Source organism: Streptomyces sp. NBC_00289, assembly GCF_041435115.1.
Classification (GTDB): Bacteria; Actinomycetota; Actinomycetes; order Streptomycetales; family Streptomycetaceae; genus Streptomyces.
Window position 1 is genome coordinate 4470865 of sequence record NZ_CP108046.1, and the last position, 12250, is coordinate 4483114.

Annotated in this window: 11 protein-coding genes and 1 riboswitch; of the genes, 2 read left to right on the top strand and 9 right to left on the bottom strand. The window is 70.1% G+C overall.

Annotation, left to right across the window (positions count from 1 at the left end):
• The first annotated feature begins 122 nt into the window (after window positions 1-122).
• Window positions 123-734, top strand: a complete 612-nt coding sequence (locus OG985_RS20255) for a flavodoxin family protein (protein ID WP_371669742.1) — start codon at window positions 123-125, stop codon at window positions 732-734.
• Here OG985_RS20255 and OG985_RS20260 read toward each other — a convergent pair.
• From OG985_RS20260 to OG985_RS20275, 4 genes are all read right to left on the bottom strand, one after another.
• Window positions 724-1659 (bottom strand): ABC transporter permease, encoded by a 936-nt coding sequence (locus OG985_RS20260; protein WP_371669743.1) that lies wholly within the window; start codon window positions 1657-1659, stop codon window positions 724-726. The two genes, OG985_RS20255 and OG985_RS20260, sit on opposite strands and share 11 nt — an antisense overlap.
• A complete protein-coding gene (locus OG985_RS20265) occupies window positions 1646-2620 on the bottom strand; it encodes an ABC transporter ATP-binding protein (RefSeq protein WP_371669744.1) in 975 nt (324 codons plus the stop codon). The genes OG985_RS20260 and OG985_RS20265 overlap by 14 nt, the downstream gene beginning before the upstream one ends.
• Before the next feature lie 45 nt (window positions 2621-2665).
• Complete coding sequence (locus OG985_RS20270; RefSeq protein WP_371669745.1) at window positions 2666-3889, bottom strand: outer membrane lipoprotein carrier protein LolA; 1224 nt, start codon at window positions 3887-3889, stop codon at window positions 2666-2668.
• Window positions 3890-4188: 299 nt separating this feature from the next.
• A complete protein-coding gene (locus tag OG985_RS20275) occupies window positions 4189-5199 on the bottom strand; it encodes a polyprenyl synthetase family protein (protein ID WP_371669746.1) in 1011 nt (336 codons plus the stop codon).
• A 976-nt stretch (window positions 5200-6175) separates the two neighbouring features.
• A riboswitch (cyclic di-AMP (ydaO/yuaA leader) is annotated at window positions 6176-6344 on the top strand.
• Between the two features lie 3 nt (window positions 6345-6347).
• On the opposite strand from OG985_RS20275, the gene OG985_RS20280 reads away from it, so the two are divergent.
• Window positions 6348-6830, top strand: coding sequence for a transglycosylase SLT domain-containing protein (locus tag OG985_RS20280; RefSeq protein ID WP_371669747.1), 483 nt, complete (start codon window positions 6348-6350; stop codon window positions 6828-6830).
• An 89-nt stretch (window positions 6831-6919) separates the two neighbouring features.
• Here OG985_RS20280 and OG985_RS20285 read toward each other — a convergent pair whose 3' ends face one another.
• The 5 genes from OG985_RS20285 to OG985_RS20305 all read right to left on the bottom strand — a co-directional run bounded on the left by OG985_RS20285 (window position 6920) and on the right by OG985_RS20305 (window position 12167).
• Entirely contained in the window at window positions 6920-7753 is an 834-nt protein-coding gene (locus OG985_RS20285) for an HAD family hydrolase (RefSeq protein ID WP_371669748.1), read from the bottom strand.
• Between the two features lie 140 nt (window positions 7754-7893).
• Window positions 7894-8922: a LacI family DNA-binding transcriptional regulator gene (locus tag OG985_RS20290; RefSeq protein ID WP_371669749.1), complete on the bottom strand. Its 1029-nt coding sequence runs from the start codon at window positions 8920-8922 to the stop codon at window positions 7894-7896.
• A gap of 34 nt (window positions 8923-8956) precedes the next feature.
• A complete protein-coding gene (locus OG985_RS20295; protein ID WP_371669750.1) occupies window positions 8957-9844 on the bottom strand; it encodes a carbohydrate ABC transporter permease in 888 nt (295 codons plus the stop codon).
• Window positions 9841-10836 (bottom strand): carbohydrate ABC transporter permease, encoded by a 996-nt coding sequence (locus OG985_RS20300; protein ID WP_371669751.1) that lies wholly within the window; start codon window positions 10834-10836, stop codon window positions 9841-9843. Before OG985_RS20300 ends, OG985_RS20295 begins: the two co-directional genes overlap by 4 nt.
• Window positions 10833-12167: an ABC transporter substrate-binding protein gene (locus tag OG985_RS20305; RefSeq protein WP_371669752.1), complete on the bottom strand. Its 1335-nt coding sequence runs from the start codon at window positions 12165-12167 to the stop codon at window positions 10833-10835. Before OG985_RS20305 ends, OG985_RS20300 begins: the two co-directional genes overlap by 4 nt.
• Between the last annotated feature and the right edge of the window lie 83 nt (window positions 12168-12250).

A 12250-nucleotide genomic window follows, 5' to 3' on the forward strand; every position in this document is an offset into this window, starting at 1 on the left:
CTCACGGTTCTCACGTCACTGGGGCGTCACAGGCTCGTTCCAGAGAACAGTGGACAGTTACTTGCGTACGCATATAATGCAGATGCCTGTAAGTGCCGCACGCCGACCATCCGGGAGATCCCATGACCCGCCGCTTCCTGTTCGTCCTGGGCAGCAGCCGCACCGAGGGGAACACCGAACTGCTCGCGCGCCGGGCGGCCGAGCAGCTGCCCCCGGACGTGGAACAGCGGTGGATCAGCCTCGCCGAGCATCCGCTGCCCGACTTCGTGGACCTGCGGCACGACAGCGACCACGTGCGGCCGGTGGACGGCAACGCGGGCCTGCTGCTCGACGCCACGCTCGCGGCCACGGACATCGTGATCGCGTCGCCGCTGTACTGGTACTCGGTGTCCGCCCACACCAAGCGCTACCTCGACTACTGGTCGGGCTGGCTGCGTACGCCCGGCATCGACTTCAAGGCGACCCTGGCCGGGCGCACGCTCTGGGGTGTCACCGTGCTCGCGGACCGGGAGCAGGTGGTCGCCGACCCGCTGATCGGCACCCTCAACAACTCGGCCGCGTACCTGCGGATGCGATTCGGCGGAGTGCTGCTCGGCAACGGCAGCAAGGCCGGTGACGTCCTGCACGACACCGAGGCCCTCGCCGAGGCGAAGACCTTCTTCGCCCGGCAGGCGCCTCTCGCCCGCTTCCAGTTCGAGTCCGACCTACCTCCGGTCACGGGGGCTACGCGGTGATGTCCTTCGCCGTGAACCGGGCCCAGGCCGCCGACCCGAACACGCCCGCGTACAGGGCCTGGACACCGAGGTTCTTCACCAGGTCGTCCCAGTAGACGGGGTCGCGCATCAGGTCGGCGAAGGACAGCCAGTAGTGGGAGAAGAAGTACGGCTGGAGGGCGTGCAGCTGGGGGATCTGGTCGAGGATCTGAACCGTGATCAGCAGGCCCACCGTCGTCGCCATGGCCGCGACACCGCTGTTCGTCAGGGTCGAGACGAACAGACCGAGGGCCGCCACCCCGATCAGTGACGCGGCGACGACCAGGGCGATCAGCAGCGCCCGGCCCAGGCCGTCGGCGAAACCGATCCGGGTGCCGGAGATGGTGGTCAGGTCACCGAGCGGGAAGAGCAGCGCGCCGACCGTCAGCGCCGAGGCCGCCACCACCAGCGTGGCGACCAGACAGAAGGTCAGCACGGTCGCGTACTTGGTGAGCAGCAGGCGGGTGCGGCCGGCGGGGGCGACCAGGAGGTAGCGCAGGGTGCCCGCGTTCGCCTCGCCGGCGATCGCGTCGCCCGCGACGACGCCGATCGCCATCGGGAGGAAGAACGGGAGCGTCGCGGCCAGCGCGGTGAAGACCAGGAACAGACCGTTGTTGGTGATCTGCGAGATGAACGCCGGGCCCTCGCCGCCTCCGCCGGCCGACGAGCCGTCGCTCGTCTCGATCTTCACGGCGATCCCGACCAGGACCGGTACGGCGGCCAGCACAGCCAGCAGCGCGAGCGTGCGCCAGCGCCGGAAGGTGGTCAGCAGTTCGCTGCGCAGCAGGCCGAGGGTCCACAACGGGCTGGGCTTCCGGACCGGCGCCCCGGCCGCGACGGGCAGGTCCGCCACGCCCTGGGTGCCAGGCGGTCCCTGCTCTCCCCGCGTCGTGTCAGCCCGCGACATCGAAGCCCTCCCCCGTCAGCGCGACGAACGCGTCCTCCAGTGAGGCCCGTTCGATCCCGAAGCCGCGGACGCGGACACCGGCCGACACCAGCGCGGCGTTCAGGTCGGCGGGGTCGCCGTCAGGGGGGTCGGCGGTCACGCGGTCGTCGCCGACGACGACGTCCGCGGCGCCGTGTTCCTTCAGCACCCGAGCCGCGTCCCCCGCGTCCGGCGTCGTCACGACCAGCCGGCCGCGGGTTCCCGCCGCCAGGTCCGCGACGGCGCCCTGGGTGATCAGCCGGCCACGGGTCATCACCGCAGCGTGCGTACACACCTGCTCGATCTCGTCGAGCAGGTGCGAGGAGAGGAAGACGGTCGTGCCGTCCGAGGCCAACTCCCGGATCAGGGAGCGGATTTCCCGCATGCCCTGCGGGTCGAGGCCGTTGGTCGGCTCGTCGAGCACGAGGAGTTTTCGCGGCTGGAGCAGCGCGGCCGCGAGGCCCAGTCGCTGTTTCATGCCCAGCGAGTACGCCTTCGCCTTCTTGCCCGCGGCCGCCCCGAGGCCCACCCGCTCCAGGGCCGAGGCGACGCGGGCGCGCCGGGTGCGTGGGTCGGCGGTCGGGTCTGCGGCGTCGTAGCGCAGCAGGTTGTCGCGGCCGGAGAGGAAGCCGTAGAGGGCCGGGCCCTCGATGAGCGCGCCGACGTGGGGCAGCACGGTGCGGGTGGAGCGGGGCATCGGGCGGCCCAGGACGCGGGCCGTGCCGGAGGTCGGTTCGATCAGGCCCATCAGCATGCGGATGGTGGTGGTCTTGCCCGAGCCGTTGGGACCGAGGAAGCCGAAGACGCTGCCCGCCGGGACGGTCAGGTCGAGACCGTCGACGGCGAGCTGCCCGCCGCGGTAGCGCTTGGTGAGCGCGCGGGTGGCGATCACGCTGTCACCCGCGCCCTCGGTGCCCGGCTCCGTGACGGACGGTTCGTCCATCGGCTCCCTCGTTTCGTCGTACGCCTCCGGTGGGTGCGTACGTCCTTACTTCCCGGCGTTGGCCGCCTTGACCAGGGTGTCCTTGGACACGGCGCCGACGTAGAGCTTGCCGTCGTCCGTGGCCAGGGCGTTGATCAGGCGGGTGGAGAAGACGGTGCCCGAGCCGAACTTGCCGGTGACGTGGTCGCCGAGCGAGCCGAGGAAGCCGCCGAGGTCACCGCCGCCGGAGGAGCCCGTCGGCAGTCCTTCGCCGCCCGTCTCGAAGGTGGCGACGGAGTTCCAGCCCTTCCCGATGACCTTCAGGCCGTCGAGACCCTCCCCCTTGGTGACGTCGCCCTCGGACTTCCGGTACCGCGGGGCGTGCTCGGTCCCGCCGTCGGAGCCCGCGCCGTCCTCGGTGACCTTGGCACCCTTGGGCGGGGTGAAGTCGAAGGTGGAAGCGGCCGGCCGGGCGAAGCTGACCTGTGTGAAGCCGGCGTCGATCACGGCCGCGCCACCGCTGGACGGGGTGAGCGTGAACTTCAGCGGCAGCCCGGTCTTCGCGTCCACGGCCACGCTGATCGCGCCGACGGTGGACCCGGCCTGCTTGGGCTTGATGACCAGCCGGTACGCGTCCCGGCCGGCGATCTGCGCGGTGCCGTCGACGGCCACGGAGGTGGTGTCGTCGACCGACTTGAGGGCCTCTTCGGTGAGGTCCTTGGGGGTCGCGGGGACGTCCTCCCGCTTCCGCTGCGCCTCCGCGCCGCCGGGCTCGGTGGCGTGGTAGACCTCGTTGGACTTGCTGTCGTAGCCCCAGACGTCCTTGCCGTCGTGGATCACGCTGTACTCGGCGGCGTTCTCCAGGAGCGAGAGCTTCTGCCGGTCCGGGCCGTCGGCCGCGACGCGCAGGGTGTGCGTGCCGGTGGCGAGTTCCATCAGCTTCGACGACGGGTCCGCGGACGAACCGCCGTCACCCTGCTGCGTGGCGCCGGACAGCAGCCCGCTCTCCAGACCACCGAGGTCGGGCAGTCCCAGATCCGTGGTGATCTTCACCGTGCCGGACAGCTGCTGTACGTCCGAGGCGGCGATCTTCTCGATGAGTTGCTGTGCGCTGATCTTCGGCAGGCTGGGGTCGCCGGAGTCGGCGAGCGCGGGCACGAGCCCGATGGTCGCCGCCGCCACCCCCACCACGGTGACCGGCACGATGTACCGCGCGGCCCTTCGCCGACCCACGCGCAGGTCGTCGGCCTCCCCGGCGTTCGTGCTGTCCTCGGATTCGTACGGTGCCATGTGTGCCTTACCTCCGTCGTCGGCGGCGGCTCTCCGTTGCTCGTCTCGTCCTCGCACTCGTCCCACCCTGAGCCGCCATTCTCACCCGAATCGGTGAGGAGTGGTGATTTCCGTGATGTCCATCTGACCAAATCGGCCGCAGTGAAGCGTCAACCCTCGGAATCAACTCCGCGTACGCCTGGGGTATGACGCGAGAGGGCGGTGCCTGCTCCGACCCGTAGGGGTAGGAGCAGGCACCGCCCTCTTCTCACTCAGGTGGCGCCGGCGGATCAGCGTCGCGCGGACACGCGTGGCAGGGTCTAGCCCGCCCGGTGGACCACCGCGTCGCACAGCTCCACGAGCGCCGCCTTCGCGTCGCACTCCCGCAGCGGGGCCAGGGCCGACCGGGCCTCCTCGGTGTAGCGCACCGTGTCCCGGCGCGCCTGCTCCAGCGCGGGGTGCGACCGGAGCCCGGCCAGCGCCTCGGCGAGCCGGTCGTCGTCGGTCAGGTCGGAGTCGAGGAGCTCACACAGGGCGAGGTCCTCGGCGAGGCCCAGCCGGGCCGCCCGCTCACGCAGCCGCAGCACCGGCATGGTGGGGATGCCCTCGCGCAGGTCCGTGCCCGGGGTCTTGCCGGACTCGTGGGAGTCGGAGGCGATGTCCAGCACGTCGTCCGCCAGCTGGAAGGCGACGCCGAGCCGCTCCCCGTACTGGGTCAGCACGTCCACGACCGTCTCGTCGGCGCCCGACATCATCGCGCCGAACCGGCAGGACACGGCCACCAGGGAGCCCGTCTTGCCGCCCAGGACGTCGAGGTAGTGCTCGACCGGGTCGCGCCCGTCCGTCGGTCCCGCCGTCTCCAGGATCTGGCCGGTCACCAGGCGCTCGAACGCCTCCGCCTGGACACGGACCGCCTCCGGCCCGAGATCGGCCAGGATGTGCGAGGCGCGGGCGAACAGGAAGTCGCCGGTGAGGACCGCGACCGAGTTGCCCCAGCGGGCGTTCGCGCTGGGCACCCCGCGCCGTACCGCGGCCTCGTCCATCACGTCGTCGTGGTACAGCGTCGCCAGGTGGGTCAGCTCCACCACCACCGCCGACGGCACGATCCCCGGCGCGTACGGGTCACCGAACTGCGCGGCGAGCATCACGAGCAGCGGCCGGAACCGCTTGCCACCCGCGCGCACCAGGTGCTGGGCGGCCTCCGTGATGAAGGGGACCTCACTCTTGGTGGCTTCGAGCAGACCCTCCTCGACGGCCGTCATCCCGGCCTGGACATCGGCTTCCAGAGCCTGGTCCCGCACGCTCAGCCCGAACGGCCCGACGACGGTCACGAGGGGTCTCCTGTCTGCTGGTGTCCACTGGCGGTTACACGGTTTGTCGATAGGTCGCTGCGCTCACTCAAGTCAGCGTATCCGGTCACCTTTCGATCACCGATAGCGCCCACGGTTCCAGGCCAGGCGGTATGGGATCACGACCGGAATGTTTTTGATCACTAGATAAGGACGGATACCTGTCGGCTTAGCTGGATGTACTGGCATATGCCCCGAATCTTAGGCCGCCGCCGAGCCCGCCGGCCTGCGCGTCCGGGAACGTTTGTGACTCCTTGACATGCAGTATCCCCACGCCCCTTCCGCACCACGAGACGACCCACGGGCTTCTGCGTGTCCCGCTCCGGACGCGCGCCGCGCTTGCCGCCCTCCACGGGCCTCCGGTGCCGCCGCCTCCTCCACCTCCCTCATGTCGGATACCCCGGTCCGCCCGAACCGCGCACCGCGACGGGCGGCGCCTTTACGCCGACCGGTCCACCCCTCCGCCTGATCGCGCTCGCGACCGCGATCGCGGCCGCCCGAAGATCACCGGCCTGCCGTGCCGGGCCGGGCGCCGCCCCCCGACGCGCCCCGCCCGCCCGACCAAGCCGCCTCCGCTTCCACAGCCACAGCCAAAGCCGCGGCCCCGCCGGGCCGCCTCACGGAGAGCCGCGAGGCACCCCTCCGGTAAGTGGATTTCACCGACGGCCGGTTGACTACGAGTTGGCCCTATTGCCCGAATTGCCACTCTTGTTCACGCCCGTGAGTTGGGTCACGCACGCCCTCGTCCCCCCAGCCCCTCCCCGTCACCCCTTTCACCTTTCCCCGAAAGCGAGTTGAGGATTGGCATCCGCAAAGGATCAAGTGCCCCATACGCCTCAGACCAAGGTCAACGGCGTCATAAGCGAATACGGCACTTGTTCCGGACATGTGCTCTCGCATACGTTCCCGGCCTGTCGGGCGGACGCCTAATCCTGCCGCCGCCCGAACCGAGACTCATCGACGAAAGACACCGCACGGCAGGAGCGGGGGACCCAGGTAAGTCGCCGTACCGGACGTTCCAGGACGAACCGGTACGGCTGGGGGTGAAGCCACGTCCGTAAGGGCGCGGCCGGGCAGCTCCCGCCCGAACCCGACAGCTCACCTCGCAGGCGCCGGAGAGGAAAACAGTCATGCCCGCTGCCGCTCAGCACCGACGCACCAGAACCGCCCGCCTCGTCCGCAAGCTCGCCGTCATCGGCACCGGAGCCGCCGTACTGGCACTCCCCGTCATCGGCGCGAGCACCGCCTCCGCGGCGACCCCGACGGTCACCACCGCCTCCTCGCTGGGGTACGCCAACAACCTCGACGGCTGGATCCGGGCCTCCCTGACCGTCATGTCGCAGCACGGCATTCCGGGGTCGTACAACGGCATCTACCGCAACGTCATCCGCGAGTCGTCGGGCAACCCCTACGCCATCAACCTGTGGGACTCCAACGCGGCCGCGGGCATCCCGTCCAAGGGCCTGCTGCAGGTCATCGACCCGACCTTCCGGGCGTACCACGTCGCCGGCACCTCCTGGGACTCGTACGACCCGGTAGCGAACATCACGGCCGCCTGCAACTACGCGGCCGCGCGCTACGGTTCGATCGACAACGTCTTCGGGGCGTACTAGAAGGCCCGGAGTCCGGTACGCCACCCGCGGGTGTCACGGCAACGGCGTTGGGGCGCCGGGGCCACCGACATCCCGGCCCGATCGGCGGATCAGGCCGGCCGCCAGGCGCTCCGGGGCCCGGGGAAGAGACGTTCGAGGACGACGGCGATGCCGTCGTCCTCGTTCGACGTGGTGATCTCGTCCGCCACGGACTTGAGTTCGGGGTGGGCGTTGGCCATCGCCACGCCGTGGGCCGCCCAGTCGAACATGGGGATGTCGTTGGGCATGTCGCCGAAGGCGATGGTCCGGTCCGGACCGAGGCCCAGGTACTCGGCGGCCAGGGCGAGTCCGGTGGCCTTGGTGATGCCGCATGGCTGGAGTTCGACGGTGCCGGGTCCGGACATGGTGACCGTCGCCAGGGAGCCGACCACCGAACGCGCCGTCGCCGCCAACTCGTCGTCGCTCAGGTCGGGGTGGCGCAGCAGCACCTTGCTGATGGGCTCGCACCACAGGTCGTCACGCCGCTCGACCCGGAGGGCCGGGAGGGTCGGGTGCGGCATCAGGTAGCCGGGCTCGATGAGCGTGAGGCCGTCGACACCGTCCTGGTCGACCGCCGCGTACACCTGCCCCACCTCGGCCTCGATCTTGCCGAGCGCGGTCTCGGCCAGCTCCCGGTCCAGGGTGACGGACCACAGCAGACGGTCCGCGCCGGTGTCGTACACCTGCGCGCCCTGCCCGCACACCGCGAGCCCCGTGCTGCCCAGGTCGTCGAGCAGCGGCCGCACCCTGGGCGCCGGGCGGCCCGTCACGACCAGATGCCGGGCGCCGGCCGCTGCCACGCGCGCGAGCGCGGCGAGCGAGCGTTCGGAGAGGGTGTCGTCGCCGCGGAGCAGGGTTCCGTCCAGGTCGGTGGCGATCAGTGAATACGCGGTGGGAGCGGCCATGATCAGAGAATACGGATGGAACGCCCCGGCGACTCGACGCGAACCGGACGGCTACTGGTTTCACATCTGTTGACAGCTGTTCCGGTTACTCGTTGTCGGTTACGGGTCGTCGGTTGCCGGGAGTTGAGCGGTTCGGCGCCCTACGCCGAGTCCCGCACCACCAGTTCCGTGGGCAGGATCACTCCCGCCGTGTCCTCGCCGGCGATCTGGGCGAGCAGCATGCGGACCATCTCGGCGCTGATGCGGTCGTAGGGCTGGCGCATGGTGGTGAGCGCCGGGGTGACGGCGGTGGCCGCGGCCGAGTCGTCGAAGCCGCCGACAGCGATGTCATCGGGGACGGAACGCCCGGCCTGCTGGAGGGTGTTGACGACTCCCTGGGCCATGAGGTCGGAGGCGACGAACACCGCGTCCATGTCGGGGGCGCGGGCCAGCAGCAGCCGGGCCGCCTCCTCGCCACCGGTGCGGCGGTAGTCGCCCTCCGCCACCAGCGCCTCGTCGTAGGGCAGTCCCGCCTCGGCGAGCACCTCGCGGTAGCCGGCCAGGCGGTCGGTGCCGCCGGGGGTGTCGAGCGGGCCGGTGATCATGCCGACGCGGCGGCGGCCGACGGAGAGGAGGTGGCGGACCATCTCCCGGGCGCCGTCGCGGTCGTCGGCGGCCACGTAGCTGACCTTGGAGCCGAGGCCGAGCGGCTTGCCGCAGGCCACCAACGGGATGCCGGCGTCGCGCAGTTCGGCGGCGACCGGGTCACCGCTGTGGCTGGACACCAGCAGGACACCGTCGACGTGGCCGGAGGTGATGTAGCGGGTCAGCCGGCGGCGGTCGTCCCTGGAGGAGGCCAGCATCAGCAGCAGCGGGACGTCGTGCCGGGCGAGGTGTTCGGTGCAGCCGCGCAGCAGCACGTTGAAGTTGGGGTCCTCGAAGAACTTCTCCTGCGGCTCGGTGAGGAGGAAGGCCACCGAGTCCGAGCGTCCGGTGCTCAGGCTGCGGGCGTGCCGGTTGACGACGTACCCCGTCTTCCTGATGGCGGCCTCCACCGCCCGGCCCGCGGCGGGCGAGACGTAGTGGCCGCCGTTCAGGAAGCGGGAGACGGTGCCCCGCGACACGCCCGCCTCCCGCGCCACGTCGTGGATGGTGGGCGGTCGGCGGCGTCCGTTGGCGCTGGTGGTCATGGTCCTCGTTCGTGACGGTGGAGTGGTCAGTGCCTCAGGCCTTGACCGAGCCGCTCAGCAGGTCCAGGGACCAGAACCGCTGGATCACCAGGAAGAGCGCGATCAGCGGGATGATCGCCAGCAGACATCCGGTGATGACCAGGGTGTAGAGGGCGGGCTGCGAGGCGCCCTGTGCGAGCAGGGTGTAGAGCCCGAGGGTGAGCGGGAACTTGGTGTCGTCGGCCAGCATCACGTACGGCAGCAGGAAGTTGTTCCAGATGGCGACGAACTGGAAGAGGAACACCGTGATCAGGCCCGGCATCATCATCGGTACGGCGATCCGCGAGAAGATCCGCCACTCGCTCGCGCCGTCCATGCGGGCGGCTTCGAGGAGTTCGGCGGGTACCGCGGCGGCCGCGTAGATGCGGACCAGGTAGACGCCGTACGGGGAGAGGATGGACGGCAGCAGCATCGACCAGTACGAGTCGGCCATGCCCATCTTCGACAGCAGCAGGTACTGCGGGACGGTCAGCACGATGCTGGGCACCAGGACGCCGGCCAGGATCAGCTTGAAGATGAACTCCCGCCCCCGGAAGGCGAACCGGCCGAGCGCGTAGCCGCCGCCGGCGGAGACCGCGGCGGACAGCAGGGCGCCGAAGCCCGCGTAGAGGGCGGAGTTGCCCATCCACGTCCAGTAGATGCCGTCCCGGTAGGCGGTCAGCTCGCTCAGGTTGTCGAAGAAGCCGGTGCCGGGCGCGAAGGTGAAGGTGGAGAACAGCTCCGACCGGTCCTTGGTCGCGGCCATCACCACCCAGGCGATGGGGACCAGGCAGTACAGCGCGCCGAGGATCAGCACGAGGGTGGGGACCCAGGCCGTGCGCCGTGCTCGGCTTTTCACGGGAAGTTCGCCGGCGGTGTCGGCGGTGAGGGTGAGGGGGGTCATGCCCGGTCCTCCCGGGTGTAGCGGTCGGAGACGCGCAGCAGGGTGAAGGAGATGAGGTAGGTGGCCAGGGCCAGGACCACCGCGGTGGCGGAGGCACCGTAGATGTCGGACTTCAGGAAGGCGCTGTCGTAGATGGCCATCAGCGGGCTCCAGGTGGTGGAGAGGCCGTTGGTCAGCGGCTTGAGCGCCATCGGCTCGGTGAAGACCTGAAGGGTGGCGATCACCGAGAAGAAGAAGGTCAGCACCAGGGAGGGCATGACGATCGGGATCTTGATCCGCAGCGCGATCTTGAGGTCGGACGCGCCGTCGATCCGCGCCGCCTCGTAGATGTCCGGCGGGATCGCCCGGAGCGCGGTGTAGATGACGATCATGTTGAAGCCGGTGCCGCCCCAGACCGCGATGTTCGCGAAGGAGAGGTACAGGTTGCCGCCGTCGAACAGGTCCGGCTGCGGCAGGCCGAACCTGTTCAGCAGGTAGTAGAAGGGGCTGACGTCCGGGAGGTACAGGAAGCCCCACATGAGGGCGGCGATGATGCCGGGCACCGCGTACGGCAGGAAGATCATCAGCCGTGCGAAGGAGGCGCTGCGCGCCTTCGGGGTGTCGAGCATCAGCGCGAACAGCAGCGCCAGCCCGAGCATCGTCGGGATGACGATGAGGCCGTAGCCGAAGGCGCGCAGCACGCTGTGGCCGAACTCGGAGTCCTGGAGCACGTCGGTGTAGTTGCCGAAGCCGTTCCAGACCTGTTCGCGGGCGCCCTTGCCGAGTCCGATGCCCTTGACCCGGACCTTGTGGAGGCTGAGCCAGATCGCGTATCCGATGGGGACGACGGTGAAGGCGGCGAACAGGACCAGGGTCGGTGTCAGGAACCAGTACGGTGCGCTGCGGCCACGGCGGCGGGGGCGGCTGGGGCGGACGGGCTTGGCGGTGCCGGTGCCGTCCGCCAAGGGCCCGACCGTGATGCGGTCGGAGCCCTTGAGCGGAGCGCTGGTCATGCCTCGGTCACCTCGAAGCCCTGCTTCTTCATGTCGTCGAAGGTCTTCGACTGCATGGTGCTGAGGGCAGAGGTGAACTGGGCCTCCTTCTTCGCCTTGGTGGCCTTGCCGAAGCCGTCGTTGAAGGCGGTGTAGGCGGTCTGGACGTTCGGGCCCCAGGCGGCGGTGGCCGTGGTGGCGGCGATCTCCGCGGCCGTCGTGTAGAAGTCCTTCTGGTTCGGGAAGAACGCGGGCGTGGTGAGCACGTCGCCCGACTGGCCCTTCGTGGCCGCCGGGTAGATGCCGACCTCCTTGACCAGGGCGGCCAGCGCCTCCGGGTCGGTGTTGATCCAGTGGGCGAACTTCGCCGCGGCCTCGGCGTGCTCGGAGTCGGTGGAGACACCGGTGGAGGAGCCGCCCCAGCTGCCGGTGACGTTCTCGCCCGACTTCCACTGCGGCAGCGGGGCCATCCGCCACTTGCCCTCGGTGTCGGGGGCGGAGGAGACCAGCACGCCGGGCGCCCACACGGCGGAGACCCAGGCGATGTGGGTGCCCTTGTTCAGGGCGTTGTTCCAGGCCGGGGTGTACATCGGCTGGTTGTCGAGGACGCCCTCCTGGACCAGGCCGCCCCAGAACTCGGCGACCTTCCGGCTGGCCGCGTCGTCGATGCCGACCGTCCACTTGCCGCTGCCGTCGACCGTCCACCACCTGGCGCCGGCCTGCTGGGTGAGGCCCGCGAACAGACCCGGGTCGTTGGAGGAGAAGGTGGTCAGGTAGGCGTCCGGGAGGGCCTTCCTGGCGGCGCGCGCGGTCTCCGCGAACTCCGTCCAGGTCTTCGGGACGGACAGGCCGTGCTTCTTGAAGAGGTCCTCGCGGTAGTAGAACATCAGCGGCCCGGAGTCCTGCGGGACGCCGTAGACCGCGTCGGTGCCGAGGGTGACCATGTCCCACAGACCCTCGGCGAAGTCGCCCTTGGCGTCGGCGACGTACTTCGATATGTCGGCGAGCACGTCGTTGGAGACCAGGGTCGGCAGCGACTGGTACTCGGCCTGGATCAGGTCGGGCGCGTTGCCGGCCTTCTTCGCGGTGATCACCTTCGTGAGGATCTCGGCGCCGCTGCCCTGCTTCGACACGGTGACCGTGATGTCCGGGTTCTTCTTGTTCCAGATCGCGGCGACCTTCTCCATGTTCGGCGCCCACGACCAGTAGGTCAGCTTGACCGGGCCGCTGCTCTTGCCGGAGTCGTCGTCGGAACCGCCGCAGGCGGCGAGGGTGCCGGTGAGGCCGAGGGCTGCGGCCCCGGCGAGCATGGTGCGCCTGCTGATCCGGCGGCTGTGGATCGACATCTTCATCTCCCCTGACTGAGAAGAGCCGGCCTCGGTATGTCCCGCGTGCGCGGCAGCCGCCGTGGGGGGTGTGGGGCTGCGGGCACGTG